Raw genomic sequence first — 26493 nt, 5'->3', positions numbered from 1 at the left:
CGCTTACTTGTAGATGAAGCCGACAACGCCGTGGTAGCGGCCGTTGGGCTTGTCGGTCTGCATGGTGCCGTAGACGCGGTTGACGCGGCCAAGGAACATGGCCGGACCATCGCCGGCGGCATTGAAATTGTCGTCCGGCTTAGCCAGGTCGTTGCGCGCCACCGGCCGAGCCAGATAAGGCGTGATGATGATGACCAGTTCAGTTTCATTGCGGACGAAATCGCGGCTGCGGAATAGCGTGCCGAGCACCGGGATCTTGGTCAGGCCGGGCAAGCCCGATACAGCCTGGCGGACGTCGTCGCGAACCAGGCCGGCAATCATCATCGAACCGCCCGACGGCAATTCGACGGTGGTGTCGGCAAGTCTCTTGCGGATCGACAGAAGCGTCAGGCCGGGCAAGCTGCCGCCGCCTTCCAGGGTGGTAGCACCTTCCGAGGTCGGCTCCGAAACCGATGTTCTGACCTTGAGGCTGATCCGACCCGCCGACAGCACAACGGGCTGGAACTCGAGGCCTATGCCGTATTCCAGCTTTTCGTTGGTGTAGGTGACCTGGCCGGTCTGGTTGTCGGTCGAAACGTTGTTCGTACGTGCCGTGATGAGATTGAATTCGCCGCCGACCCTGAACGTTGCCTTCTCGCCCGAAACCGCGGTGAGGGTCGGTTCTGCAAGCGTCTTCATGACGCCGCTTTGCTCCATGGCATTGATGTAGGCTTTGAGGCCACTGCCGCCCAAGTTAAAGCCTGAATTCTGCGAAAGCGGCTTTCCCAAACCGTAGTTGGGCGAACTCAGCGCACCGTAGGCGATGCCGTCCATGCTGCCGCTGCCAACCATGTTGACGCCGAGCTGCTTCATCACCGAGCGGCTGACTTCGGCCACGGTCACCTTCAGCGTCACCTGGTCGTCGCCGATGATCTGTAGCAGGTTGACGATCTTCGAGACCCGGCGTTCGGCATCCGGGTTGTTGATGTCGACGCCGCCATTGGCATTACCGCCGGCCGCGGTCTGCGAATACTGGCCCGTCGTCGCTTCACCGCCGGACACGAAGATGGTTGCCAGATCGACGGCGCGCTTGGCATCGAGCGGCGTATCCACCGTCCCGGTCAGGACGACGTTGTCGTTCAGCAATTCGACCTTGATCTCGGCATTCGGAAGGAAGCGCTTGAGGTAGTCTTCCAATCCGGCGACGTCGCGTTCGACGGCCAGATCCAGGCTGGCAATCTGCTCGCCATTGGGACCGAAGACGAAGATGTTGGTTTCGCCCACCGACTTGCCGAACAGATAGATGCGCCTTGCGGTGCGGGTCACCGCATCGGCGACCGCGGGATTGGCGACAAGGATGTCGTAGGCGTCGCTCGGCAGATCGATGACGACCGATTTGTTGAGGCCGAGCTTGACACGTTGCGTGGCGGTCGAGGCCGTGACCCCGACGCTCTTTCCGGCGGCCTTGGCGTCGCCGAGGCCACTTGCATGGGCTCCGAGGAAAAGCAGGCCGACGGCTGCAGCCATGGTGACCGGCAGTTTAGCGACTAACCTCATTTCCTTGCCCCTACTTCGGAAACTTCGCCCGATTTGATCAACCGCACCGTTCCGCGCCGCCCACTGCCGGAAACGAGGTAGTCGGCTTCATCGGTGCCCTTTTCCTTGTTGTCGGTGATTGAGCGCAGCGCCAGCGTCAGGCGATCGGCCATCTGCTGGGCGACGGTTATGATCTCGGCCTGCTGCGGCGTCAGTTCCAGCGTCGCCGTCTGTCCGACCCTGGTCTTCTTGCCTTCCTCGTCCTCCTGGATGGTCTGATCTATCGCCAGGACGCGGATGTTCTTGAGGATGGTCTCGGTGGTGAATCCGCTGCCGCCGTTGCCGGTGTCGGATCTGCGGGTCATGATGACGTCGACAAAATCATTGGGCAGGATGAACCCGCCTGCCGACGTGTCAGCCGAGATCGCGGTGGCGACGGCACGCATGCCGGTGGGCAGGATCGAAGACATGAAGCTTTGCCCCTCGCCGATCAGCTTGGAGCGCCGCAGCGGCTCACCGGTGTACATCGCCATGCGGGCGACGGAGCCCTTCAGTTTCTCCCGCGCTTCGGGTTCGGCGGCACGGGTGATGAAATTCGCATTGATGCCATCGGACGGCCAGGACTCCCAGCTGAGATTGTTCTCAAGTGGGCTGCCCATCGGCACGTCGCCGGAAAGCACGAGCACATCCTGCAACGCAATGGCCGGCGCCTGCGGGGCATCGGCGACGACCTGCTGGGGCGGGACTGCCACCATATTCTTGGCAACATAACCTGCACCACCCGCCGCAGCCACCGCCACGCCCAGAATAATCAGTCGGGATGCTGGCATCTGTCCGAACCCTCGCCTTTAGGCAACCACCTAGCCAGGCCGGACTTTGCAGCGGCAATCGTCAAAACAAGGTTAATGCAATGCTTACGATCGTGATTAATTTAAGGTTTACATAAATTGGACGGACCCTTGCTCCGACGACAGAAAGGGCGACCAGCCGCCTCTTTTCAGACCGATGTCGGAGCGGCAAAGGTTGCTTGCTGTTTCAGTTCGCCAGCTTTGCCAGTGCCCAAACCATCAGGGGTGAATCCGGATAGGTCAGCAGCCCGCCAATGCCGAGTGCAATGCCGTAGGGAACGCCAGTCGTGTCGTCGGCGAAATGGCGCAGGAATAGATTGTGGCTGGTGTAAATCGCCAGCGGCGATTTCCGGTAGAGAAGGATGGCGAGCGTCAGCAGTCCGCCGATGAACGTCGATATCACGAGATACTCGACAAGGTGAATGTTGAACCCCATCCAGACGGCGGTGCCGGCGAGCAGCTTGGCGTCGCCGCCACCCATGCCGCCGAGTGCAAACAGACCGAACGTCACGGCCAGCACCAGGCCGCCGGCGGCGAAATGCCAGCCATAGGTTGCCCAGTCCATGGCCGTCAGCGGCGCAACCAGCGCAAACACCGCCAGCAGCAGCACCGGTACGCGGTTGGCGATCGTCATCGACAGCATGTCGGAGATCGCGGCGAAGAGCATGCAAAAAGGAAAGATGACGAAGATCAACGCTTCGAGCATGGGCGCGACACCCTGTTGCCAACTGTATCCAGCCTCAGCCTAGACATATATGATTAACGATCGATGAGACTGGGTTACTCAAAACCACCCGACGCGATGAAATAAGGGCCGCCAGTCAGGCGGCCCCTATCTCTAAGGCAACCAGGGTATTACGAACCACTCACCTTACCGGCGATGGCGATGAACTTGTTGTTCAGGGCGTTGCCGAGCTGACCAGCGCCAAAAATGATGGCAAGCGCGATGAGAGCGGCGATCAGACCGTATTCGATAGCGGTCGCGCCGGATTCGTCCTTCGCGAAACGTGCGATGAGATTAGACATTCGAGAGCTCCTACTCCACGTGTTACAGCACTTCCGTCAACTTCTGTGGTGGTTGATCGGATGCTGCTAATCTACGGAGAAGCTCTTTCAATCGGCTTAATAAACAGCCTTACCGATTCCTTTCCCGCTTCGAACAGCTTGCGTGGTTAACCGTAAACTAAACGCTGGACAGTAGCTCGCCTGCCCGTGAAAAGCTGTAATTTCACGGCTATCGGCAGGACGCATTGTTATATTAGCTGGCAGCAAGATTGGAGCGAATACCCGGCGCCGGTCAAGGGTTTAACCGTTGGTTCACCAATCTCCTTCATGTTCCGTGAACAAGTTTTGCCGCTGTGGAGCGCCTCGATGACCGCCATGAAATCGTCATTCCTGCTTGTCGCGCTTCTCGCCGTCCCGGCTTTCGTGCTGCCGGCCAAGGCCGGAGCCGGCATCGAAGTGACGATGAACCAGGCCAAGATCGTCAAACTGACACGCCCCGCCGACACCATCGTCGTCGGCAATCCGGCGATCGCCGACGCCTCCGTCCAGGATGCATCGACGATCGTGCTGACGGGCAAGGGGTTCGGCGTGACCAATCTGGTTGTCCTCGACCACGATGGCAGCCCGATCGTCGACGAGCAGGTGACCGTGGTGCGCCAGGACGCGTCGTCGGTGCGTATCTACAGGCGCGCCTCGGTCCAGACCATGTCCTGCACGCCCTATTGCGAAAGCTCGTATAAGAGCGACTCGGAAAAGTCGTCCGAGGCCGAGATGAGCGCTGGGCAGTAAGCGCCTCAGGTGACTTGATTGTCTGGGGGAGAGCCGCGTCGGTTAGCGGCCGGTTAATGTCGCCTGGTCGAATTTAACGGTCATTCAAACCGGAGCTAAATGGGTTCTTGATAGTGGTGCTGACGGTACCGCATCAGGATCGGCAGGAACGGGATATGGGCGACGTTTTGGACGAGGATTCAAGACGCAAGATCTGCAAGGCCAAGGCAGGGCGCGTGACGTTTGCCCGTCGTTTCCTTGGCGATCGGCGCGGCGGCACGGCGATAGAATTCGCCATGCTTGCGTTACCGTTTGCGGCTCTCGTCTTCGCCATCCTCGAGAGCTGCATTTCATTTGCCGGACAGGAGGTGATGGCCAACATCACCGATGATATCGCCCGTCAATTGCGTACTGGCCAGTTGAGGCAAGCCGATGTGACGGAAGAGAAGCTAAAGGGTAGGGTCTGCGCCAGGCTCGAGATCATTGTCGCCAAGGGTTGCCCCGGTTTGCTGGTTGATCTGCGCCCGTTCAAGACCTTTGCCGGGGCAGCCAGTGCGGGTTTCAAGATTTCCGGCTCGACCATCACGCTGACGGGCAAGGATCCGGATACAGGCAAGGACCCGGCTTTCGGGACCCCCACAATAGGTCCGGCAGAATCAAAGAACATGCTGCGGGTTTTCTACCCTTGGCCGGTCATGACCGATTTCATGGCTCAATACATGTCGAATATGGATGGCGGCAAGACGCTGCATTACGCAACGGCAACGTGGCAAAACGAGCCATTCGACAACTGAGGCACGTGTAGCAAAGGAAAAGGGCATGTTTCGTGCGGGGGCACATCCGGGGATATCGGTTGTCTGGAAGAGAGCGGCGCGGTTTTGTGCCGATCGGCGGGGCATAGCGGCGGTCGAGTTTGCCCTCATCGTGCCCGTCTTGCTGATCATGTATTTCGTTACCATGGAGGCCTCGCAAGCCATCGAGGCCAGCAAGAAGGTCAGCCGCATTAGCTCCATGGTTGCCGACCTCGTCACGCAGCAAACGTCGGTGGTCAATGCAGATCTCACCGACATTATGAAAATCGGAAACTCCAGCCTTCAGCCTTATAACCGCTCAGTCGCCGATATCTTCATCACAGCAATCGACATCGAAGCCGATCCGGGCAAACCGACACCGAAGGCGAAGGTGGCGTGGTCCTGGCGCGTGCTGAATGGGGTCACGAGCCGCGACTCCAACCCGACAAGCTCCACCACTGTTCCGGCGACGCTCAACGTTGCGGGGACTTTCCTTATTCGTGTCAAAACCACTCTCAAATATGAACCGATCATCTCCTGGTCGGAAAGCGCCGAAAAGCCGCTCGGATTTATCTCGGCCTTCAACGAAGGCAAAATAACGATGAGCGAAACCTACTATCTCAGGCCGCGCCGGGCCACCTCGATCCCCTGCAGCAATTGCTGAAGCAGTTCTACCCATTCAACCCGGGTCATTGCGCGCTGCTGTCCGTGCTGCCTGACACCAGGCGCACGATGGAAGCGGCCATCGCATAGTCACTCGCAGCGGCGAGCGTGAACCCTCCCGCATGTTTCGATTCCACGAAATCGTAGATTTCCGGCGACTGCGATCTGAGATTGGTGAGGAAGACCGTCAGTCGGCGTTTGGCTTCGGGGTCAAGATCGCTGCGGACGGCGTGAGGGCCGTATCTGAGCACGCCGGAGGTCCAGATGATCTGGAGCGCGGCTTCTGGAATGCCCGCCGCCTCCAGCCGCGCCGCCGTGCCGTCCGGATCAGCCGGCTGATCGCCAGCAATCGCCGTCCGGTTTTCCGCCGTGGCCCGCTCCCAGCCGAATACGGCATCGGCCTGGCCATCGGCCAGCATCGCTTCTGCGGCGGCAGCCGAGCCGGCATGAGCGAGGAATGGCGCATCCTGACTGATCTTGATGCCGTCGGCCGCCAGCCCGGCGAGCGGTAGAAGCGAACCGCCGACATAGTCGGAAGGCGCCATGGCGATGCGGTGCGTTTCCAGGGCCGCGAGATCGGAAAGCCTGCCGTCGCGCGTCAAAAGCACGGAGCGGATGCCCGTGGCACCGTCGGCGTCGACCGGCGCCACAAGAGGTTCGACGCAGCCGCAGCGCTCCGAGGCGGTGGCGTAGGCGGTCGCCGAATAGACCGCGTATTGAATCCGGCCATTGGCCTGCGCCTCCATCAGCGCCGCATAGTCATGCGCGACGACGAATTCCACCTTCATGCCGAGCGCCCTGCCGTAGGCGTCAGTCAGCATGGCCAGACCCGGAACCGTGTTGCCGGCGCCCGGCTCGGCAACGATGCCGATGCGAAACGTGCCGATCTGGTCGCGCCAGTCGGCGTGCGCGGCGAGCTGCGAGGCCAGGAGCGCTACAGTGGTCGCTAGTGCACTCCAACCGAGGTCAGCCCGTCTCATCGATCCATGCCCCGCACACCGTTTCCTTGAAGCGCATCGCATGTCTCAAGGATGCGTACAGCGCGCCTGCCCGACCTCGCGACTATTGCGCCAGGCCGCTGCCGCCTGGTTTACGATTTGCCAATGCCGCGACGGGACCTTATGTCTGGTCAACCAGACTGGCAATGACGGCACCGATGTCACGCGCTTTCCTCTTCGTTCTCGATTCTTTCGGCATTGGCGGCGCCGCCGATGCCGAACGCTATGGCGACGCCGGCTCGAACACATTCGGACATATCGCGCTGGCCTGCGCGGAAACCCGCGCCGATCGCGAGGGCCTGCGCGAGGGACCGCTGAAGGTGCCCACCATGGTTTCGCTCGGTCTCGGCCGCGCAGCAGAAACCGCAACCGGCTTCCAATTCGACAGCAAAGCCGCCGTTTCAGCCTCCGCCTTCCACGGCGCCGCGCAGGAGATTTCGAGCGGCAAGGATACGCCGTCGGGTCACTGGGAAATCGCCGGGCTGCCCGTGCGGTTCGACTGGGGCTATTTCCCCGATAAGGTGCCCGCCTTCCCTGCCGAACTGACCGAAGCGATGATCCGCGAGGGCAAGGTGCCGGGCATTCTCGGCAACTGCCATGCGCCCGGCACGGAGATCATCGAGCGCTTCGGCGAGGAGCATATCCGCACCGGCCAGCCGATCTGCTACACCTCGGTCGATTCCGTCCTGCAGATAGCAGCGCACGAAGTTCATTTCGGCCTGGAGCGGCTCTACGAGTTCTGCAAGACGGTACGCCGGCTGGTCGATCCGCTGAAGATCGGACGGGTGATCGCACGGCCTTTCCTGGGCGAAACATCAGCCACCTTCGAGCGCACCTACAACCGCCATGACTACGCCGTGCCGCCGCCTGAGCCGACGCTGCTCGACCGCTTGACCGGGCGCGGCAGCCGGGTGATCGCGGTCGGCAAGATCGGCGACATCTTCGCCCACCGCGGTATCTCGGAAGTACGCAAGGCGCCCGGCAACATGGCAATGTTCGACAAGGCGCTGGGCGCGATGGACGATGCCGGCGACGGCGACCTGGTGTTCGCCAATTTCGTCGACTTCGACACCGAGTTCGGCCATCGCCGCGACGTCGCCGGCTATGCTGCGGCGCTCGAAGCCTTCGACCGCCGGCTGCCCGAGGCACTGGCAAAGCTGAAGCCGGGCGATCTGCTCATCCTCACCGCCGACCATGGCAACGATCCGACATGGCGTGGCACCGACCACACGCGCGAACGCGTCCCGGTCATCGGCACCGCACCGGGTCTCACGGGCGGCGACATCGGGCTCAGGACCACCTTCGCCGATATCGGCGAGACGGTCGCCGAACACCTCAAGCTGGCGCGCGGCCGCCACGGCGCTTCCTTCCATTCGGCGATAGGCGGCCATGCCTGAACTGCCCGAGGTCGAAACGGTCCGGCGCGGCCTGCAGCCGGTTCTGGAATGCGCGCGGATCGTGCGCGTCGAGGCGCGCCGGCCCGATCTCAGATTTCCGTTTCCGGCGAAATTTGCGCAGCGGCTGACCGGCAAGACGGTCATCGCGCTTGGCCGCCGCGCCAAATATCTCACCATACACCTGGACGGTGGCCCGGTGCTGATCTGCCATCTCGGCATGTCGGGCTCGTTCCGCATCGAGGCCGCTGATGACAAAGAGACGCCCGGCACGTTCCATCAAGAGCGCTCGAAGGATGCCAAGCACGACCATGTGGTGTTCCATGTCGTGTCGCCTGTCGGCGTCCAGTCTCGCGTGGTCTTCAACGACCCGCGTCGCTTCGGCTTCATGCTGTTTGCGGAAGGCCTGGCCGACGCGCATCCGATGCTCGCGGGACTGGGCGTCGAGCCGACCGGCAATGCGCTGGAAGGCGCCCTGCTCGCCTCTCTGCTGAAGGGCCGCAGATCGCCGTTGAAGGCGGCGCTGCTCGACCAGAAGCTGATTGCCGGGCTCGGCAATATCTATGTGTCGGAAGCGCTGTGGCGCGCCGGCCTTTCGCCATTGCGCGAGGCAGGCACCATCGCCGGGACCGGCAAGAAGGCCAAGGAACAGAGCGAACGACTGGCCGAGGCAATCCGTTCGGTGATCGCCGATGCGATCGCCGCCGGCGGGTCTTCGCTGCGCGACTATGTGCACACAGACGGGTCGCCGGGCTATTTCCAGCATTCCTTCGCGGTCTACGATCGCGAAGGCGAGCCCTGTCCGACGCCCGGCTGTCGCGGCCACATCGAGCGCATCGTGCAAAGCGGCCGCTCGACCTTTTATTGCCGGACCTGCCAGCGGTAAGCTAGACGGTCCTTCAGTGCCGCAACCAGGAGGCCAGCCCATGAGCTATGAAACCATCATCGTCGAGACGCGCGGCAAGGTCGGCCTGATCACGCTGAACCGGCCCAAGGCGCTGAACGCGCTGAACGCGCAGGTGCTGGCGGATTTGCTGACGGCGGCAAAGGGGTTCGACGCCGATCCCGGCATCGGCGCCATGGTCATCACCGGTTCCGAGAAGGCTTTTGCGGCGGGCGCCGACATCAAGGAAATGCAGGCCGTCACCTACGCGGAGGCCTATGTGCAGGATTTCTTCGTCGGCTGGGAAGAGTTTACCCGTGCGCGCAAGCCGATGATCGCGGCGGTCGCCGGCTATGCACTGGGCGGCGGCTGCGAACTGGCGATGATGTGCGATTTCATCATTGCCGCCGACACGGCGAAATTCGGCCAGCCCGAAATCACGCTCGGCGTCATTCCCGGCATGGGCGGGTCGCAACGGCTGACCCGCTTTGTCGGCAAGTCGAAGGCCATGGACATGTGCCTGACCGGTCGGATGATGGATGCCGCCGAAGCCGAGCGCAGCGGCCTGGCCTCCCGCGTCGTGCCGGCCGGCGAGTTGATCGAGGAGGCGATGAAGGCCGCGGCCAGGATATCAGAGTTTTCACTGCCATCGGTGATGATGGCCAAGGAGGCAGTCAACCGCGCCTACGAGACGACGCTGGCGGAGGGACTGCGCTTCGAACGCCGGCTGTTCCACTCGCTGTTTGCGCTCGACGACCAGAAGGAAGGGATGGCAGCCTTTGCCGAGAAGCGGAAGCCGAATTTCACCAATCGCTAGAGTGGCGGCGGCGCGGACCAAAAAGAAGCCAAAGCGGCGTTGACGCGCCGGAAAAGCTGAACTATAAGCCGCTCCAACCGAGGCGGCCGTTGGCTGCCCGTTTGTTTTTTGCGCCCTGCGGCATCCCGCATGCGCCCACCAGATCAGAAGAGAGGCATCATGGCCAATACCTCCTCGGCCAAAAAGGCAACGCGCAAGATCGCCCGCCGCGCAGCGATCAACAAGAACCGCCGCTCGCGCGTGCGTACATATGTCCGCCAGGTCGAAGAGGCACTGGCTGCCGGCGACAAGGCAGCCGCGCTGGAAGCCTTCAAGACCGCAGAGCCGGAATTGATGCGCGCCGCGACCAAGGGCGTGATCCATAAGAATACGGCATCGCGCAAGGTGTCGCGTCTGGCTCACCGCCTCAAGGTGCTGTCGGCCTGATCGACCGTTCCTGAACTGTCGTTCTTTCAAACCCGGCCAATCGCGCCGGGTTTTTCGTTTGCCGGCAAGCACTTAAAAGAACGACCGCAAAACACGCCCGAGCCGCATTCCAGAGTCCGGAATGCTTTGCCGGCACATACACTCCCACTGATATTCCAATCCGCCGAAACGGCCCACGCCAATAAATTTGGCTGTCACAAATTGCTGATATTTTTCAGTGGCTTGCTGGAAGTGATCCACAGCTTGTTCACATAGCCTGTGGGCGACAGGCAGCAAGTTGGTGTCAAGCGAATTATTTCAGAAAATTTCAAACCGCACAGCCATTTTCATATTCGCGGCAAAAGGGTTTGAATCCCAATGGCTTTGTCAAAATATGCGCTTCCAGCACGGAGCCCGAACCGTTGTTCACTAACCAGATTCCTTAAAAATCCGTTAGAGGTGGCCTTGCCCTATCCACAGCGATTTCGGTAATGTCGGTCTATCGAAAGGGACGGGCCATTAGCCCTTAACCCAGCCTGAATCGGCCAGCTAACAGTGGCAGAATTCATGACGTGGATCAATTCCGCGAACGGGTATGGCTTGCCTTTTCGATACGATAGGGGACTGGCGTAATTGTACATGGCAGCTTGATGGCGCACCGGCGTTTTCGCCGGGTAGCACCGCTTTGCCCGAACATGTCAGACGGACTGGCTTTAAGCAGCCGGGACCCATCCCTTTTTGACGAGGCAACGTCATCCGCCGGCGGCGGCGGTGGTGTTGTAGCGAAGATACGGTCGCCGGAAACATGGGTGCAGGAGGCGCACTCCCGGCGGGAAAAAGGTACAAAGGAAAAGGGACGCACAATCATGCAGAGCGGCATCGAGCGGGAGCTTACGGGCGACCTGCCATTTCCCGGAACATTGGTCGGAGCGCACGATATGGCGGCTTCCAACGACGCGGAACAGAAGTTCGACCGGGTCAAGGCCCAATTGAAGGCGCGCCTGGGAACCGAGGTCTATTCGAGCTGGTTCGGCCGTATGAAGGTGGCTGAGGCTTCCCGGGGCATTGTACGCATCTCGGTGCCCACGGCCTTCCTGCGCTCGTGGATCAATGGCCATTATCTCGATCTCATCGCCGATCTGTGGAAGCACGAGGATCCCGAAATCCTCAAGATCGAGATGGTCGTGCGCACCGCGACCCGTCCGGCCCGCAATGGCGTCGAACCCGAGGTCGTGCCGGCGCGCAAGATGACCAAGCATACGCAGACCGCATTGGCGGCCGGCACGGTCGGCCCCGGCAGGATGGAGCGGGCGCCCGCCCCTCGTCCCGGCACGCCGATCGAGAGCGAATTCCGGCACAATGTGCTGGGGTCGCCGCTCGACCCGCGCTACACGTTCGGCTCCTTCATCGAAGGCCCGTCGAACCGGGTGGCTTTCGCCGCAGCCAAAGCCGTGGCGGAATCGCAGTCGAGCGCGGTGCGCTTCAACCCGCTGTTCCTTCATGCAACCGTCGGGCTCGGCAAGACGCACCTTTTGCAGGCGATTGCGGCCGAATCCCTGAAACAGAACCCGAAATCGCGCGTCGTCTATCTGACGGCCGAATATTTCATGTGGCGCTTCGCCACCGCGATCCGCGACAACAATGCGCTGACGCTGAAGGAACAGCTGCGCGACATCGACCTCTTGATCATCGACGACATGCAGTTCCTGCAGGGCAAGTCGATCCAGCACGAATTCTGCCATCTCATCAACATGCTGCTCGACAGCGCCAAGCAAGTGGTGGTTGCCGCCGACAGGCCGCCGTCGGAACTGGAATCGCTGGAACCGCGGGTGCGCTCGCGCCTCAATGGCGGTGTCGCGCTGGAAATGTCGGCGCCGGACTTCGCCATGCGCATAGGCATGCTCAAACTTCGGCTTGCCACCGCCAAGGTTGACGATGCATCGCTCAATATTTCGGAGGAGATCCTCAACCATGTCGCCCGCACGGTGACCGGCAGCGGTCGTGAGCTGGAGGGCGCGTTCAACCAACTGCTGTTTCGTCAGTCGTTCGAGCCGGCGATCACCATCGACCGCATCGACGAGATCCTGGGGCACATCTATCGCTCTGGCGAGCCGAAGCGGGTGCGCATCGAGGACATCCAGCGCATCGTGGCGCGCCACTACAATGTGTCGAAGACCGAGTTGCTGTCCAACCGGCGCACGCGCACCATCGTGAAGCCCAGGCAGGTCGCCATGTACCTGTCGAAGGTATTGACGCCGCGCTCGCTGCCGGAGATCGGCCGGCGGTTCGGCGGGCGCGACCACACCACGGTGCTGCATGCGGTGCGCAAGATCGAGGACCTTTCCGGCGTCGACAACACGCTGGCGCAGGAACTGGAACTGTTGCGCAGGCTGATCAACGACCAAGCCTGATCGGCGCGGCAAACGGAGCGCGCCGGGTTAGAGTATTCGGTCGTCGCGCTTTAAATTTTCTTGTTTTGATGCATGTCGTTGTCCCAAAACCGCTGCGCAGTTTTCGGCGACATGCATCGGTTGCCGGCCAACGTCCGCTTTATCCCCAGAAAGCCCGCTTAACCGGCGCGAACCGGTGGCCCGGACTTGCGTTTGCTGGCTTTTTCCTGTCAGTTTGCATAGATTCTGAGCCTGTTCAGACCTTTCGCGGGGCGCCGCCCACTGGTGACCCGTCCATTCATTCAAGCGAGCCTGTTTCGTCATGCGTGTTATCCTGGAACGGTCCAATCTCCTGAAGTCGCTCAACCACGTTCATCGCGTGGTCGAGCGGCGCAATACCATACCGATCCTGTCGAACGTGCTGCTCAGCGCCGAGGGCGCCAGCCTTGAAATGAAAGCCACCGACCTCGACCTCGAAGTGACCGAATCGACGCCGGCAAAGGTCGAGCGCGGCGGGGCGACGACGGTTCCGGCGCACCTCCTCTACGACATCGTGCGCAAGCTGGCCGACGGCGCCGAAGTGATGCTGAAGACCGATGAGGACGGCAACGCCATGACGGTGACGTCGGGCCGCTCGAGCTTTCGCCTGCAGTGCCTGCCGCAGTCCGATTTCCCGGAGCTTTCGGCGGGGTCCTTCTCACACATCTTCCGGCTCGATTCCGTCGCCCTGAGAGGCCTGATCGAAAAGACCCAGTTCGCCATCTCCACCGAAGAGACGCGCTACTATCTCAACGGCATCTACCTGCACACGCATGAAACTGGCGGCAAGCTGAAGCTGCGTTCAGTGGCGACCGACGGCCACCGCCTGGCGCGCGCCGAGATCGACGCTCCGGCCGGGTCCGAAGGCATGCCGGGCATCATCATTCCGCGCAAGACGGTCAGCGAGTTGCAGAAGCTGGTCGACGATCCCGATGTCGCGGTGACCACCGAACTGTCCGACACCAAGATCCGCTTCACCATCGGCAGCGTGATTCTGACCTCGAAGCTGATCGACGGCACTTTCCCGGACTACCAGCGCGTCATTCCGACCGGCAACGACAAGAAGCTGATCATCGACCGCCAGAGCTTCGCCGCCGCCGTCGATCGCGTCTCGACCATTTCCTCCGAGCGCGGCCGCGCGGTGAAGCTTTCGATCACCGAAGGCCAGGTGACGCTTGCCGTCAACAATCCGGATTCGGGCAGCGCCACCGAGGAGCTGGCGGCCGACTATTCGTCCGACCCGATCGAGATTGGCTTCAACGCCAAATATCTGCTCGACGTCGCTGCTCAACTCACCGGCACGGAAGCCAAGTTCATGCTGGCCGATGCCGGCTCGCCGACGCTGATCCACGACATGGCCGATGAGACCGCGCTCTACGTGCTGATGCCGATGCGGGTGTAGCAGCCGCACTGCGGCACACTGCAGCATAATTGATTGCGGCGACTTCTACAGGCGGATAGCGGTTGCCGGAACAAAGTCACATAAGGAAGCTAACACTTACGAATTTCCGCAATTATGCGGCGTTGTCGATCGGCTTTTCACCCGGCACGGTGGTGTTTTCCGGCGACAATGGCGCCGGCAAGACCAATCTCCTGGAAGCCATCTCGCTGCTGACGCCTGGCCGCGGCCTGCGCCGGGCGCCCTATGTCGACGTGGCCCGCGAAGGCGGCGATGGCGGCTTTGCGCTGCACGCAAGGCTCGACGGGCCGGAGGGGCAGGTCGAGATCGGCACCGGCATCACCGGGGGTGAAGCGGCCGGCGAGGGCGGTCGCAAGGTGCGCATCAATGGCGCGCCGGCACGGTCGGCCGACGCCATGCTGGAATGGCTGCGCGTGGTCTGGCTGACGCCGGCCATGGACGGCCTGTTCCCGGGGCCTGCCGCGGACCGGCGGCGCTTTCTCGACAGGCTGGTGCTTGCGATCGATCCCGGCCACGGCCAGCGCGCGCTCGACTATGAGAAGGCGATGCGCGGACGTAACCGATTGCTTACGGAAGGTTCGCGAGACGGCGCATGGTTCGACGCCATCGAGATGCGAATGGTCGAAACCGGCGTGGCGATTGCCGCGGCGCGCGCCGAGCTGGTGCGCCTGCTGGCCGCCATGATCGACAGGTTGCCGTCCAGCGGGCCGTTTCCGCAAGCCGACATCAGCCTCTTCGGCGACCTTGAAAGCCATGTCGCCTCAGCACCCGCTGTGGATGTCGAGCAACGCTATCGCGACGCCCTTGCCGACGGCCGCGAGCGCGACCGCGCCGCCGGACGCACGCTCGACGGCCCGCACCGTTCGGATCTGCTGGTGCGCCACCGCCCCAAGGCGATGCCGGCCGAACTCTGCTCGACCGGAGAGCAGAAGGCGCTGCTGGTCGGCATCGTGTTGTCGCACGCAAGGCTGACCGGCGAGATGTCGGGGATGACGCCGATCCTGTTGCTCGACGAGATTGCCGCGCATCTCGATGCCGGCCGGCGCGCCGCGCTGTTCTCGATCCTGGAGGAGCTGAACTGCCAGGCCTTCATGACCGGAACCGACGCCGCGCTGTTTTCCAGCCTGAGGGGACGCGCGCAGTTCCTCACCGTCGACCACGGCACGGTTGGGCCAACCGAAGAGACCTGACAAGGTTTTTGCTCCGCTATATGGTCGGGCAATGACCCCTGCCGCCCTCACCGACGAAGAACTCGAACGCTATGCCCGCCACATCGTGCTGCCTGAGATCGGCGGCGCCGGCCAGCAGAGGCTGAAGCGGGCGCGAGTGCTGGTGATCGGCGCCGGCGGCCTCGGCGCGCCGGTGCTGGAATATCTCGCTGCCGCCGGCGTCGGCACGCTTGGCATCGTCGACGACGACATTGTCTCGCTGTCCAATCTGCAACGGCAAGTGATCCACGCCACCGATACGGTCGGCATTGCGAAGACCGAGAGCGCCAAAGCAGCGATCGCCCGGATCAATCCCCATGCCGCGGTGGAATTGCACGATTTCAGGCTGACGGCCGACAATGCTGCCGTCCTCGTCACGCGCTACGACGTGGTCGTCGACGGCTCCGACAATTTCGAGACGCGCTATGTGGTGGCTGATGCCTGCGCGGCGGAAAAGCGGCCGCTCGTGCATGCCGCCGTCGGCCGCTTCGACGGCTCGGTGACGGTGTTGATGCCGTTCGGCACCGGCACCGACGGCAGACCGAACCCTGGATATCGCGACCTCTTTCCCGAAGCGCCGCCAGAGGGGCTGGTGCCATCCTGCGCGGTGGCCGGGGTCGTCGGTGCGCTGACCGGCGTCGTCGGCACGCTGCAGGCGATGGAAACGATCAAGCTGATCACCGGCATCGGCGAACCGCTGGTCGGCCGGCTGCTGCTCTACGATGCGCTGTCGGCGCGCTTCGACACGATCCGCTACAAGAGAAGCTGACCGCATGGATCAGCCTGCCAGTGTTTTGGTCACGCAGCTCGCCCCCGGCTTCGACCGCTGGGACGAACTGCTCAGCCTGATCATGCGCGCCTTTGCACCGATGGACGGCGTCATCGACCCGCCCTCCTCGGCACATCTGCTGAACGCCGGAAACCTCAGGGACAAGGCTGGCCGCGAGACCGTGTTGCTGGCCCTGCAGGATGACAGGATCGCCGGCTGCGTTTTCGCGCTGGAGAGAGCCGATGATTTCTACATCGGCAAGCTCGCCGTCGAACCTGAGCTTCAAGGGCAAGGCATCGGCAGGCGGCTGATGCAGGCTGTCGAATTTCTCGCCCGCAGCCGGAACAAACCGGCCATCGAACTGCAGACGCGAATCGAACTGACCGTAAATCATGCAACCTTTGCCGGTCTCGGCTTTCGCGAGACTGAACGCACCGCGCATGACGGCTATGACCGGCCGACCTCGATCACCTTGCGCAAGGAGTTGGCGTGAGCCTTGCACTCAGCTCACAGGAGCAGACAGTCGCCTCCGGCCATGACGGGGCGGCGATGGCGATGCGCATCGTTGCCGAAAGCGCTGCGCTGCTCGGCGCGCCGCGACTTATCCCGATCGCCTCGACGCATATAGACGGCGCGCTCTATCACGGCGATTCCGGCACGCTGTTTGCCGAAAGGCTGGTCGATAGCGGCGCCAGGGTCGCGGTGCGCTCGACGCTCAATGTCGGCGCGCTCGACCTGATGGGCTGCTCGCGCGTGCGCCTCGAAGAGCCGGCGCGCGGCATGGCGCGACGAATGATGGAGGCCTACCGCAAACTGGGCTGCGAGCAGAGCTGGACCTGCGCGCCCTATCAGGCCGGCCACAGGCCGGCGCTTGGCAGCGATGTCGCCTGGGGTGAATCCAACGCGGTGGTGTTCTGCAATTCGGTTCTGGGGGCACGGACCAACCGCTATGGCGACTTCCTCGACATCGCCTGCGCCATATCGGGCCGCGCGCCGGATTACGGCCTGCATCGCCCCGAGAACCGGCAGGCACGGCTGTTGTTCGATGTGTCCGGCCTCTCCGCCTCGTTCCTTGGCTCCGAGATCGCCTGGCCGGTGCTGGGCAACCTCTACGGCCGTGAGGTCGGCAATGCGATCGGCGTCGTCACCGGCATATTCAGCCATCCCGGCGAGGATGCGCTGAAGGCCTTCGGCGCGGCGGCGGCATCGTCGGGCGCCGTCGGCCTGTTCCACATTGCCGGCGTGACGCCCGAGGCGCCCGACGCCGAGACCATCCTGGTGGGCGGCAGGCCGGAAACGATGATCCGCGTAACGCCGGAGATGGCCATGAAGGCCCGCGCCGGCCTGTCCACCGCAGCCACGCAGACCGCCATCGATGCCGTGGCGATCGGCAGTCCGCATCTGTCTTTGGCCGAATTCGATGCACTTGAGCGGCTGATTGGCGGGCGGCGGCTCAGCGTGCCGATTTACGCCTGCACCGGCCGCCACGTGCTCACCAGGTTGGAGCAGAACGGCAAGCGCAAGATGCTCGAAGCCAGCGGCGTCATCATCGTCGCCGACACCTGCGTGGTGGTGACGCCGATCCTGCCGGATCTGGCCGGCGGCGTGCTGATGACCAATTCGGGAAAATTCGCGCACTACGCGCCGGGCAATACCGGTTACGCCGTGCTTTACGGCTCGCTGGCCGACTGCGTGGAAAGCGCGGTTGCCGGTAAGCCCAGGTTTACGGACATCGCCGCATGAATGCTGCAGCCGACATACTGGTGCCGGGCAGCGGAGGCGAAGGGCTGGCCTTGGTGCTGACCGCGCCAATCAGCTTCTGGGGTGGCGTCGATCCGAAGAGCGGCCGCATCGCCGATGTCCGTCACCCGCATCATGGCGAGACCATTTCCGGGCGTGTGCTGTTCCTGCCCGGCACGATCGGCTCGTCCTCAGCGTCAGCCGTGCTGATGGAACTCGTCCACAATGGCCATGCGCCGACGGCACTCGTGCTGCACGAGCCGGACGCGATCCTGCTGCTTGGCTTGATCGTGGCCAGGGAAATGGGCTGGCCGACGCCGGTAGCGCTCAGGCTCGAGCGCGACGATTTTGAGGCCTATCGCGGCAAGCGTGTGAGTGTCGCGGCGGATGGCGCCCTCACAACCGCATCCTGAACGCGGCCCGCTTCAAGTCCGTAGCGGCAGCACGCGGTCCGGCGGCCGGTGGCCGTCGAAGAAGGCGCGGATGTTGATGATCACCTTCTCGCCCATGTCGATGCGGCCCTCGATCGTCGCCGAACCCATATGCGGCAAAAGCACGACCTTGTTCTTCGCGGCAAGCTTCAGCAGTTTCGAGTTCAGCGCCGGTTCGTGCTCGTAGACGTCGAGGCCGGCGCCGGCGATCTTGCCGTCCTGGATCAGCTTGACCAGCGCTTCCTCGTCGATGATGTCGCCGCGCGCGGTGTTGACCACATAGGCGGTGGGCTGAAGCAGAGCCAGGCGCCGCGCCGAAAGCAGATGAAAGGTCGCCGGCGTCGACGGGCAATTGACCGAGATGATGTCCATGCGGGCAAGCATCTGGTCGAGGCTTTCCCAATAGGTCGCCTCCAGCCCTTCCTCGACCGCCGGCAGCACGCGATGGCGGTTATGGTAGTGGATGGACAGGCCGAAAGCCTTTGCGCGCCTGGCAACAGCGGTGCCGATGCGGCCCATGCCGACAATGCCGAGGCGCTTGCCCCAGATGCGCCGGCCGAGCATCCAGGTCGGCGACCAACCGGCCCATTTCTTGTCGCTGGTGAGCACATTGGCGCCTTCGGCCAGCCGCCGCGGGCCGGCCAGCATCAGCGCCATGGTCATGTCGGCCGTATCCTCGGTCAGCACGTTCGGCGTGTTGGTGACGGTAATGCCTTTCCTGGCCGCCGCAGCGACATCGATCTTGTCGACGCCATTGCCGAAATTGGCGATCAGCTTGAGATTGTCGCCGGCCTGGGCAATCAGCGCCGCATCGATCTGGTCGGTGATGGTCGGCACCAGCACATCGGCTTCCTTGATCGCCGCGACCAGCTCCGGCTGCGTCATCGGCCTGTCCTCGACATTCAGCCTGGCGTCGAAGAGTTCGCGCATGCGGGTCTCGACCGGATCGGGCAGCTTACGCGTGATGACGACGAGAGGCCGTTTTTTGCCTGCCATTGTTTCCTCGAACCCGATCTCGTTGAGACCTCTTTAACCAAGACAGGCGAAACTGAATACCGGTCGCGGTGCCTGCCACTCCTGTAACAAGCGGTGCCGCCGAAGACAAAGAAAAAGGGGCGCCCGGACCAAAGGGCACGCGCCGAAAGGAATGAAAGTGTCTGGTTTCGCGTCGCTTCGCCTGATCCTCAGCGCAGCGCTTCTCGGCGCTCTCCTGCATTCCCCGCAAGCCGCGGCGCAAGGTGCCGCCGCACCTGTGCAGACGGTCACGCTCGGGCCGAGCGGCCTGCCGCTGCCGCGTTTCGTCAGCCTGAAATCGGCTCGCGTCAACTCGCGCGTTGGCCCCGGCGCCAACTATTCCGTCGACTGGATGTACACAAAGGCCGGCCTGCCGATGGAAATCATCCAGGAATTCGATACCTGGCGGCGCGTGCGCGATGCCGATGGCTCGGAGGGTTGGATCAACCAGTCGCTGCTGTCGGGCCGCCGGACCGCGATCGTCGCCCCTTGGCAACGCACCAAAGGTGGCCGAATCAATCTGCTCGACGATGCCGATAAGGACGCCAGCGTCATCGCCATCATCGAGCCGGGCGTTACGGGCACGATCAAAACCTGCGATGGCCAGTGGTGCGAAATGACCTTCGACGGCCACACCGGCTGGATCGCCCAGTCGCAGGTGTGGGGCGCCTATCCCGGCGAGCACGTTAAGAATTGAGATTGCTGGAGGCCTAACGGCCGATACGGCCGAGATGGGTGTCCTGAAAACCGGTCGACAGTTTGAGACCGTAGCCGAGCGCGCGGTCGACGGCGATGTGGATGATCCAGATCAGACCAATCGCGGTTGCCGTCGAATTGGCCAGAACATATCCGGCGAGGGCCAGCAACAGCGGGACGATCAGGATGTGCAACGCGTTGTAAGCGACAGCGCCGATCCGTGCCCCGGCGAGATAGCCCAGCATCGACAGGTCGGGCGCCAGAATAAGCAGGGCGAACAGCCACCAGGAAACGCCTGACGCGGCATAGGCGACTATAGCCACGAGCGCGACCGCAACCCATTCGAGCCGGATTGCAAAATCGACAGGCTTCATGGGGTGGGGCTTAAACGTTGCGTTTCGGGCGCAGCCTCACCACGATGTCGACATTGGCGATCTCCATGCCTGCGGGTGGCTCCGGCAGGTTGGAGACGGTCACCGGACCGCTTTCTATATCGAAGATCCTGTTTTCGCCTTCGATGTAAAAATGATGGTGATCGGAGGTGTTGGTGTCGAAATAGGTCTTGGACCCCTCGACCGCCAGGATGCGCAGCAGGCCGGCCTGGGTGAACTGGTGAAGCGCGTTGTAGACGGTGGCGAGCGAGACCGGCACGCCGGCGGCGACCGCCTCTTCATGCAGTTCCTCGGCCGAAAGGTGGCGGTCGCCCTTGGCAAACAGCAGATCGGCCAGCGCAATGCGTTGGCGTGTCGGCCTAAGGCCGGCTTCGCGAACCCGCTTGTCCACAGCGACATTTTCCTTCCGGCCGCCCAGATCCATCTATCCGTCCAAGCCCACAGTTCTGCCTCAAGACACGCCCAGAGTGGCGAAAAAACGTCATCGGCCGAAACTGGGCACCTCCCGACATATATTCTGTTGGCCGAATACGATCAATAGAGCGACGTGCGGCCAGTTGGACGCACCAAATGCGCTCTATCACTTTTGGCGTAGCATCGTGCTTTCTGGAAATCGGAATCGATTTCCAGGCCGATGCGAGAGCGCGCATTGACCCGGGCAGACGGGCGGGTTAAGCGCAAACGCCGGTTTCCGGCCCGAATGGGATTGTGTTAGGAAACCAACGACAAGGGCGCCCCACCGCCCGGGACGATTATGGGGACGAGACATATGGCGGGTTCGAAATCCAGCTACGGTTATGAGGAATTGCTCGCCTGCGCCCGCGGCGAGCTGTTCGGGCCCGGCAACGCCCAGCTACCCTACCCGCCCATGCTGATGTTCGACCGCATCACCGAGATCAACGAGACCGGCGGCGCCTACGACAAGGGCTTCATCCGTGCCGAATTCGACATCAAGCCGGACCTGTGGTTCTTCGCCTGCCATTTCATCGGCAATCCGATCATGCCGGGGTGCCTGGGCCTTGACGCCATGTGGCAATTGACGGGGTTCTACCTCGGCTGGCTCGGCGAGCCGGGCAAGGGCATGGCGCTGTCGACCGGCGAGGTCAAGTTCAAGGGCATGGTGACGCCTTCGGTCAAGAAGGTGGAATACGGCATCGATTTCAAGCGCGTCATGCGTGGACGCCTGGTGCTCGGTATCGCCGATGGCTGGCTTAAGGCCGACGGCGAACCCATATACGCTGCGACAGACCTCAAGGTGGGGCTGTCCAAGCAATCGGCCGCCTGACCGGCGCCACTGCAGCGGCGCGTTCTTCCGAGACGCAACGCCGCTGCGGCATTTTGATTTTGCGTATGATCGCCGGCCGACTACGGTTTCGGGATCATCCGCTGGAAGGAGTTGCGAATGAGAAGGGTCGTCGTCACAGGCCTCGGCATCGTATCGTCGATCGGCAACAACGCCAACGAGGTGCAATCCTCGCTCCATGATGCCAAATCAGGCATCAGCTTCTCAGATTCCTTCGCCGAACACGGCTTCCGCTGCCAGGTCTGGGGTGCGCCGACGCTCGAGCCGACCCCTATGATCGACCGGCGCGCCATGCGCTTCCTGAGCCAGGGCGCGGCCTGGAACCATGTCGCGATGGACCAGGCGATCGCCGACGCCGGGCTTGGCGAAAGCGACATCACCAATGAGCGCACCGGCATCGTCATGGGCTCGGGCGGCCCCTCGACCCGCACCATCGTCGAGGCGGCCGAGACCACGCTCAAGAACAACAGCCCCAAGCGCATCGGTCCGTTCGCGGTGCCGAAGGCGATGTCGTCGACCGCGTCGGCGACGCTCGCCACCTGGTTCAAGATCCACGGCGTCAACTATTCGATCTCGTCGGCCTGCTCGACCTCGGCGCATTGCATCGGCAACGCCTACGAACTGATCCAGTGGGGCAAGCAGGATGTGATGTTTGCCGGCGGCCATGAAGACCTCGACTGGACGATGTCGGACCTGTTCGATGCCATGGGCGCGATGTCGTCGAAGTATAACGATCGTGCGCCGACAGCTTCCCGCGCGTATGACGCCAATCGCGATGGCTTCGTCATCGCGGGCGGCGCGGGCGTCCTCATCCTGGAGGAGCTCGAACACGCCAAGGCGCGCGGCGCCAAGATCTACGCTGAGATCGTCGGCTATGGCGCGACGTCGGACGGTTACGACATGGTGGCGCCGTCGGGCGAAGGCGCGGTGCGCTGCATGCGCCAGGCTCTGGCGACGGTGTCCACGCCGGTCGACTACATCAACACCCACGGCACCTCGACGCCGGTCGGCGATTCCCGGGAAATGGGCGCCATCCGAGAGGTGTTCGGCGAGAAGATGCCGTTCATCACCTCGACCAAGTCGCTGACCGGCCATTCGCTGGGTGCCGCCGGCGTACAGGAATCGATCTACTCGATCCTGATGATGCAAGGCGGCTTCATCGGCGAGAGCGCTCATATCGAAAACCTCGATCCCGAATTCGAGGGCATGCCGATCGTGCGCAAGCGCATCGACGACGCCAGGATCGACACGGTTTTGTCCAACTCGTTCGGCTTCGGTGGCACCAACGCAACGCTGATTTTCCAGCGCTATTCCGCATAAGGCCAGCGTTTTTTTGTAGGGGGATTGCCGGCCATGGACGGACTGATGAAGGGCAAGCGCGGGCTTGTCATGGGCGTCGCCAACGATCATTCGATCGCCTGGGGCATCGCGAGGAAATTGTCCGAACACGGAGCGGAGCTTGCCTTCACCTATCAGGGCGACGCATTCGGGCGCCGCGTCAAGCCGCTTGCCGAGAAGCTTGGCGCGTCTCTGGTGGTGCCCTGTGACGTCGAGGACAGCGCATCGGTCGCCGCCACCTTCGAGACGCTCGGCAAGGAATGGGGCGGGCTCGACTTCGTCGTCCACGCCATCGGCTTTTCCGACAAGAACGAGCTCAAAGGGCTCTACGCCGACACCAGCCGCGACAATTTCGTCCGCACCATGGTCATCTCCTGCTACTCCTTCACCGAGGTCGCCCGCCATGCCGCCCCGCTGATGAGCGAAGGCGGCGCGATGATCACGCTGACCTATGCCGGCTCTGTCCGCGTCATGCCGAACTACAACGTCATGGGCGTCGCCAAGGCCGGGCTGGAAGCCAGCGTGCGGTATCTCGCCAACGATTATGGCCCGCGCGGCATCCGGGTGAACGGCATATCGGCGGGACCGGTGCGTACTTTGGCCGGCGCCGGAATCTCGGACGCCCGCCACATGTACTCCTACCAGCAGCGCAACTCGCCGCTGCGCCGCACGGTGACCATCGACGAGGTCGGCGGCTCGGCGCTCTATCTTTTGTCCGACCTCTCGTCAGGCGTCACCGGCGAAATCCATTATGTGGATTCCGGCTATCACATCGTGTCGATGCCAACCCTGGATGAGTTGAAGCAGACCGACAGCGTACGCGATTAACTCACCAGTAAAATTAGATGCATCGGCGGAAACTCATTTTAAGGAGATATCCGCTAGAAGTCTTATGGGCTTGGGCTCTGCGCGTTCTTGCTGGGCGCAAAGGATGCTTTAGCCTTTATGCGTTTGCGCTTGATATTTCCCGAAAGTCGAGTTGATTTCGGGATCATGCGACAGGGACTGAGCAATGCCTGCTGTCAGCAACCCGAAGCGAACACCTGTGTTCCGGCTGCTCACCGTCGCCAGTTCGGGCCTTGGCAGTTTCATTCTTGGGCTTTGGGGCCTCCGGCATGGTTTCGGGGACGGCTTTGCCGGCATGCAGGCGGAAACTATGATCGGCATCGCGTCGGCGCTGTGCGCGCTGGCCGCCGCCGGTGCTGCCTTGTCCTTCTTCGCCGGCGTCGATGAATCGGTGGACTACGTTTTCAACGAAACCCATTTCGACAAGCTGACCGGGCTTTTTGCGCGGCCGGCGATGGTCGGCAGGATTGCCGACGCGGCGTCCGCGACGATCAGGACCGGTGAGCCGGTGTTCCTCATCGACATCGACATCGACCGCTTCAAGCAGATCAACGACGCCATCGGCTACAGCCATGGCGACGAACTGATCCGCGGCTTCACCAAGCGGTTGAAGGCCTGCATGCCCGAAGGCGCGGTGATGGGGCGCATCGGCGCCGGCGAGTTCGCTATCCTTGTCTGGGAACACCAACTCCAAAGCTCGATGGAAAGCACCGTCGAAACCATGATCGAGGAGATGCTGAAGCCGTACCAGCTCGATTCTCACCTGCAGTCGGTCGGCCTGTCGGTCGGCATCGTGGCGATGCCAAAGGATGGCGTCGATCCGGTCCTCATCCTGCGCCGCTCCAACCTGGCGCTGCAGAATGCCCGCGCCGGCGGCGTGGGCAACTGGTCGGTCTTCCATTCCGACATGGGCCAGGTCGCCGACTACCGCCACTGGATCGAATCCGAACTGCACATCGCCTTCGACCGTGGCGATTTCGACCTTCATTACCAGCCGCAGCTCGACCTGCCGACCGGCCGTGTCGTCGGCTACGAGGCGCTGATCCGCTGGAAGCACCCGGAACGCGGCATGATCCCGCCGATGGAATTCATTCCGATCGCCGAAGAGACCGGCATGATCCACCCGATCGGCAATTGGGTGCTGAACAAGGCCTGCAGCGATGCCCGTCATTTGCCCGAGGACTGCTTCGTTGCCGTCAACATCTCGCCGGTCCAGTTCATGACCAAGGATTTCGTCGGCATCGTGCGCGACACGATGGCCAGCACCGGCATCAAGCCGTCGCGCCTGGAGCTCGAACTGACCGAGACGGCGATGATGCAGGACCGTGACCGCGCCGCCATCATCCTGCAGCAGCTTGCCGACATGGGCATTTCGGTGGCCGTCGACGATTTCGGCACCGGCTATTCCAATCTGAGCTACCTGATCGACTTCGCCTTCGGCAAGCTGAAGATCGACCGCTCCTTCGTCAGCCGCATCGACACCGATTCCAATTCGGGCGCCGTCGTCTCTACCATCGTTGGCCTGTCGCGGGCGCTCGGCGTCGGCATCATCGCCGAAGGCGTCGAGACCGAGAACCAGGCGACGCTTTTGCGAGCGGCCGGCTGCGAGATGGTGCAAGGCTATCTGTTCGGCAGGCCGGCGCCGCTCAAGATCAAGCCTGGCGACATCAGACCGACCATTCCCGTCCACGAGCCGGCGCGCATCGTCAGCATGCATTGAGGTGACCGGCACCGTCCTATCGGCGCGCGGAGAAAACCTTGAACATGCCGTCGCGGGCGAGCTCGGCATGGCTGGAGAAGACGGCCTTCAGAACCGGCTCATAGGGCAGCTGGCGGTTCGCCACCATGAACAGCCGCCCGCCCGGCTTCAGCGCCTTGCCCGCCGCCTGGATCATGCCGGCGCCGATTTCCGGCTCGGCCGCCCGGCTGCGATGGAAGGGCGGGTTCATGACGATGGCATCATAGCGCCGCTCGACCGGCTCGCTCAGCAGATCGGTCCAGAAGAAGCCGGGCTCGAAGCCTGTCTGGCCGATATTGCCCTTGGCCGCCTCAAGCGCGTCGAAATCCGCTTCGTAAAGGTCGAGCCCCGTTATGCCGGATGAACGTGCCGCGACCTCGGCGGCGACATAACCCCAGCCGGCGCAGAAATCAGCAATGTTGCCGCGCAGGTCTTTGGGCAGGTTGTCGACCAGAAGTTTCGAGCCGACGTCGATCCGGTCGAAGGAGAACATGCCAGGCGCGGTGCGGAAGCGGTCCTCTACGACCAAGGCGGGATTGGCGACGCGCAGTTTTTCCGCAGGCGCCAGATCGGCCGGACGGCGAAGCCAGAAGGCGATGCCGTGATATTTCGGCAGATGCCCTTCGATGGGGACAAGCTCGTCGATGCGCTTGCGCAGGCTGGCGATGCCTTCGTCCTTGCCGCCGGCGACAATGATCAGACCGCCCGGCGTGACGCGTTCGATCGCCTCGGCAATACGCATCTCGTTTAGCCCACGATGGCGGCCGGCAAGCACGAGCGCTGCATCGAATGCATCGCCTTCCGCGCGCGGCGTTACCTTGTGACCGGCACGCTCCAGCGCTCGGAGATGCGGCCGGAAACCCTGTGCAAGATGGAGCTCTGCCTCGAAGCCTTCCGGCAAGCGGAAGCCGGGCTCCGCACCCAGGAACAACACACGCTCGCCCTTTTGCGGCAGAGGGAGCCCCTCGGCCTCGAAGGGATGGAACAGTGTCTTCAGCGGCTCAGCGGCCATTCTTCGATTCTCATGTCGTAGACGGGTATTAAACGAAAACGGGCGCGACATAAGCCGCGCCCGTTCAACT

The 26493-nt window shown here is 62.6% G+C and carries 29 protein-coding genes; 19 read left to right on the top strand and 10 right to left on the bottom strand.

The genetic code is table 11. The features are described 5' to 3' along the window. Nucleotides 1–3: 3 nt before the first annotated feature. From NKI88_RS06255 to NKI88_RS06240, 4 genes are all read right to left on the bottom strand, one after another. Nucleotides 4–1536 (bottom strand): type II and III secretion system protein family protein, encoded by a 1533-nt coding sequence (locus tag NKI88_RS06255; protein ID WP_023681984.1) that lies wholly within the window; start codon nucleotides 1534–1536, stop codon nucleotides 4–6. After that, entirely contained in the window at nucleotides 1533–2345 is an 813-nt protein-coding gene (cpaB, locus tag NKI88_RS06250) for a Flp pilus assembly protein CpaB (RefSeq protein WP_023681985.1), read from the bottom strand. Before cpaB ends, NKI88_RS06255 begins: the two co-directional genes overlap by 4 nt. 205 nt (nucleotides 2346–2550) lie before the next feature. Further along, a complete protein-coding gene (locus NKI88_RS06245; protein ID WP_023703464.1) occupies nucleotides 2551–3069 on the bottom strand; it encodes an A24 family peptidase in 519 nt (172 codons plus the stop codon). A 149-nt stretch (nucleotides 3070–3218) separates the two neighbouring features. After that, nucleotides 3219–3389 carry a Flp family type IVb pilin gene (locus NKI88_RS06240; protein ID WP_023681987.1) on the bottom strand — a complete coding sequence of 57 codons (171 nt, stop codon included), beginning with the start codon at nucleotides 3387–3389 and terminating at the stop codon, nucleotides 3219–3221. Nucleotides 3390–3734: 345 nt separating this feature from the next. Here NKI88_RS06240 and NKI88_RS06235 point away from each other — a divergent pair, with 345 nt between their 5' ends. The 3 genes from NKI88_RS06235 (at nucleotide 3735) to NKI88_RS06225 (ending at nucleotide 5591) form a co-directional block, all read left to right on the top strand. After that, the gene (locus NKI88_RS06235; protein ID WP_023681988.1) at nucleotides 3735–4157 is read left to right on the top strand and encodes a pilus assembly protein N-terminal domain-containing protein; all 423 of its coding nucleotides are present in this window, start codon (nucleotides 3735–3737) and stop codon (nucleotides 4155–4157) included. Between the two features lie 155 nt (nucleotides 4158–4312). Continuing rightward, nucleotides 4313–4930: a TadE/TadG family type IV pilus assembly protein gene (locus NKI88_RS06230; protein ID WP_031196259.1), complete on the top strand. Its 618-nt coding sequence runs from the start codon at nucleotides 4313–4315 to the stop codon at nucleotides 4928–4930. Between the two features lie 25 nt (nucleotides 4931–4955). After that, the gene (locus tag NKI88_RS06225) at nucleotides 4956–5591 is read left to right on the top strand and encodes a TadE/TadG family type IV pilus assembly protein (protein WP_352654226.1); all 636 of its coding nucleotides are present in this window, start codon (nucleotides 4956–4958) and stop codon (nucleotides 5589–5591) included. 25 nt (nucleotides 5592–5616) lie between these two features. On the opposite strand, the gene NKI88_RS06220 is transcribed toward NKI88_RS06225, so the two are convergent. After that, entirely contained in the window at nucleotides 5617–6570 is a 954-nt protein-coding gene (locus tag NKI88_RS06220) for a PhnD/SsuA/transferrin family substrate-binding protein (protein ID WP_352654224.1), read from the bottom strand. A 176-nt stretch (nucleotides 6571–6746) separates the two neighbouring features. Here NKI88_RS06220 and NKI88_RS06215 point away from each other — a divergent pair, with 176 nt between their 5' ends. The 5 genes from NKI88_RS06215 (at nucleotide 6747) to dnaA (ending at nucleotide 12498) form a co-directional block, all read left to right on the top strand. Continuing rightward, nucleotides 6747–7985: a phosphopentomutase gene (locus tag NKI88_RS06215; protein WP_023692566.1), complete on the top strand. Its 1239-nt coding sequence runs from the start codon at nucleotides 6747–6749 to the stop codon at nucleotides 7983–7985. Next, entirely contained in the window at nucleotides 7978–8868 is an 891-nt protein-coding gene (gene mutM, locus NKI88_RS06210; protein ID WP_023711432.1) for a bifunctional DNA-formamidopyrimidine glycosylase/DNA-(apurinic or apyrimidinic site) lyase, read from the top strand. Before NKI88_RS06215 ends, mutM begins: the two co-directional genes overlap by 8 nt. A 40-nt stretch (nucleotides 8869–8908) precedes the next feature. Next, on the top strand, nucleotides 8909–9682 hold the full coding sequence (locus tag NKI88_RS06205) for an enoyl-CoA hydratase (protein ID WP_023681994.1): 774 nt from the start codon (nucleotides 8909–8911) through the stop codon (nucleotides 9680–9682). Between the two features lie 159 nt (nucleotides 9683–9841). Next, nucleotides 9842–10108, top strand: a complete 267-nt coding sequence (gene rpsT, locus NKI88_RS06200) for a 30S ribosomal protein S20 (protein ID WP_023681995.1) — start codon at nucleotides 9842–9844, stop codon at nucleotides 10106–10108. 845 nt (nucleotides 10109–10953) lie between these two features. After that, nucleotides 10954–12498 carry a chromosomal replication initiator protein DnaA gene (gene dnaA / locus NKI88_RS06195; protein WP_031204276.1) on the top strand — a complete coding sequence of 515 codons (1545 nt, stop codon included), beginning with the start codon at nucleotides 10954–10956 and terminating at the stop codon, nucleotides 12496–12498. Between the two features lie 27 nt (nucleotides 12499–12525). Here dnaA and NKI88_RS06190 read toward each other — a convergent pair whose 3' ends face one another. Then, nucleotides 12526–12801: a hypothetical protein gene (locus tag NKI88_RS06190; protein ID WP_155922476.1), complete on the bottom strand. Its 276-nt coding sequence runs from the start codon at nucleotides 12799–12801 to the stop codon at nucleotides 12526–12528. Between NKI88_RS06190 and dnaN the strand changes: the two genes are divergently transcribed. The 6 genes from dnaN (at nucleotide 12800) to NKI88_RS06160 (ending at nucleotide 18066) form a co-directional block, all read left to right on the top strand. Further along, nucleotides 12800–13918 (top strand): DNA polymerase III subunit beta, encoded by a 1119-nt coding sequence (dnaN, locus tag NKI88_RS06185; protein ID WP_352654221.1) that lies wholly within the window; start codon nucleotides 12800–12802, stop codon nucleotides 13916–13918. The two genes, NKI88_RS06190 and dnaN, sit on opposite strands and share 2 nt — an antisense overlap. A 62-nt stretch (nucleotides 13919–13980) precedes the next feature. Beyond that, on the top strand, nucleotides 13981–15126 hold the full coding sequence (recF, locus tag NKI88_RS06180; RefSeq protein WP_352654219.1) for a DNA replication/repair protein RecF: 1146 nt from the start codon (nucleotides 13981–13983) through the stop codon (nucleotides 15124–15126). 31 nt (nucleotides 15127–15157) lie between these two features. Next, the gene (locus NKI88_RS06175; RefSeq protein WP_352654217.1) at nucleotides 15158–15913 is read left to right on the top strand and encodes a molybdopterin-synthase adenylyltransferase MoeB; all 756 of its coding nucleotides are present in this window, start codon (nucleotides 15158–15160) and stop codon (nucleotides 15911–15913) included. Between the two features lie 4 nt (nucleotides 15914–15917). Continuing rightward, on the top strand, nucleotides 15918–16406 hold the full coding sequence (locus tag NKI88_RS06170; protein ID WP_023703474.1) for a GNAT family N-acetyltransferase: 489 nt from the start codon (nucleotides 15918–15920) through the stop codon (nucleotides 16404–16406). Continuing rightward, nucleotides 16403–17656, top strand: coding sequence for an aconitase X (locus NKI88_RS06165; RefSeq protein WP_023669572.1), 1254 nt, complete (start codon nucleotides 16403–16405; stop codon nucleotides 17654–17656). Before NKI88_RS06170 ends, NKI88_RS06165 begins: the two co-directional genes overlap by 4 nt. Further along, entirely contained in the window at nucleotides 17653–18066 is a 414-nt protein-coding gene (locus NKI88_RS06160) for an aconitase X swivel domain-containing protein (RefSeq protein WP_023669571.1), read from the top strand. The genes NKI88_RS06165 and NKI88_RS06160 overlap by 4 nt, the downstream gene beginning before the upstream one ends. Nucleotides 18067–18078: 12 nt before the next feature. On the opposite strand, the gene NKI88_RS06155 is transcribed toward NKI88_RS06160, so the two are convergent. Beyond that, nucleotides 18079–19080 (bottom strand): 2-hydroxyacid dehydrogenase, encoded by a 1002-nt coding sequence (locus tag NKI88_RS06155; RefSeq protein ID WP_023669570.1) that lies wholly within the window; start codon nucleotides 19078–19080, stop codon nucleotides 18079–18081. A 157-nt stretch (nucleotides 19081–19237) separates the two neighbouring features. Between NKI88_RS06155 and NKI88_RS06150 the strand changes: the two genes are divergently transcribed. Then, nucleotides 19238–19795, top strand: coding sequence for an SH3 domain-containing protein (locus NKI88_RS06150; RefSeq protein ID WP_023669569.1), 558 nt, complete (start codon nucleotides 19238–19240; stop codon nucleotides 19793–19795). Nucleotides 19796–19808: 13 nt separating this feature from the next. On the opposite strand, the gene NKI88_RS06145 is transcribed toward NKI88_RS06150, so the two are convergent. Next, nucleotides 19809–20168: a DUF4260 domain-containing protein gene (locus NKI88_RS06145; RefSeq protein ID WP_023746682.1), complete on the bottom strand. Its 360-nt coding sequence runs from the start codon at nucleotides 20166–20168 to the stop codon at nucleotides 19809–19811. Between the two features lie 10 nt (nucleotides 20169–20178). Further along, the gene (gene irrA / locus NKI88_RS06140; protein ID WP_352654214.1) at nucleotides 20179–20610 is read right to left on the bottom strand and encodes an iron response transcriptional regulator IrrA; all 432 of its coding nucleotides are present in this window, start codon (nucleotides 20608–20610) and stop codon (nucleotides 20179–20181) included. A gap of 345 nt (nucleotides 20611–20955) precedes the next feature. On the opposite strand from irrA, the gene fabA reads away from it, so the two are divergent. The 4 genes from fabA (at nucleotide 20956) to NKI88_RS06120 (ending at nucleotide 25393) form a co-directional block, all read left to right on the top strand. After that, nucleotides 20956–21471: a 3-hydroxyacyl-[acyl-carrier-protein] dehydratase FabA gene (fabA, locus tag NKI88_RS06135; RefSeq protein WP_352654212.1), complete on the top strand. Its 516-nt coding sequence runs from the start codon at nucleotides 20956–20958 to the stop codon at nucleotides 21469–21471. 117 nt (nucleotides 21472–21588) lie between these two features. Next, entirely contained in the window at nucleotides 21589–22809 is a 1221-nt protein-coding gene (gene fabB / locus NKI88_RS06130; RefSeq protein WP_352654211.1) for a beta-ketoacyl-ACP synthase I, read from the top strand. Between the two features lie 33 nt (nucleotides 22810–22842). Next, complete coding sequence (fabI, locus tag NKI88_RS06125; protein ID WP_023669564.1) at nucleotides 22843–23655, top strand: enoyl-ACP reductase FabI; 813 nt, start codon at nucleotides 22843–22845, stop codon at nucleotides 23653–23655. Between the two features lie 184 nt (nucleotides 23656–23839). Beyond that, complete coding sequence (locus tag NKI88_RS06120; protein ID WP_352654209.1) at nucleotides 23840–25393, top strand: putative bifunctional diguanylate cyclase/phosphodiesterase; 1554 nt, start codon at nucleotides 23840–23842, stop codon at nucleotides 25391–25393. A gap of 16 nt (nucleotides 25394–25409) precedes the next feature. On the opposite strand, the gene NKI88_RS06115 is transcribed toward NKI88_RS06120, so the two are convergent. Then, entirely contained in the window at nucleotides 25410–26423 is a 1014-nt protein-coding gene (locus NKI88_RS06115; protein WP_023818822.1) for a class I SAM-dependent methyltransferase, read from the bottom strand. Nucleotides 26424–26493 lie beyond the last annotated feature (70 nt).

The sequence above is a fragment of the Mesorhizobium sp. M0317 genome, from assembly GCF_040321555.1.
In the GTDB taxonomy this organism is placed as follows: Bacteria; Pseudomonadota; Alphaproteobacteria; order Rhizobiales; family Rhizobiaceae; genus Mesorhizobium.
The sequence above is the reverse complement of the archived record's forward strand: the minus strand, read 5'-3'. Positions and strand labels throughout refer to the sequence as shown.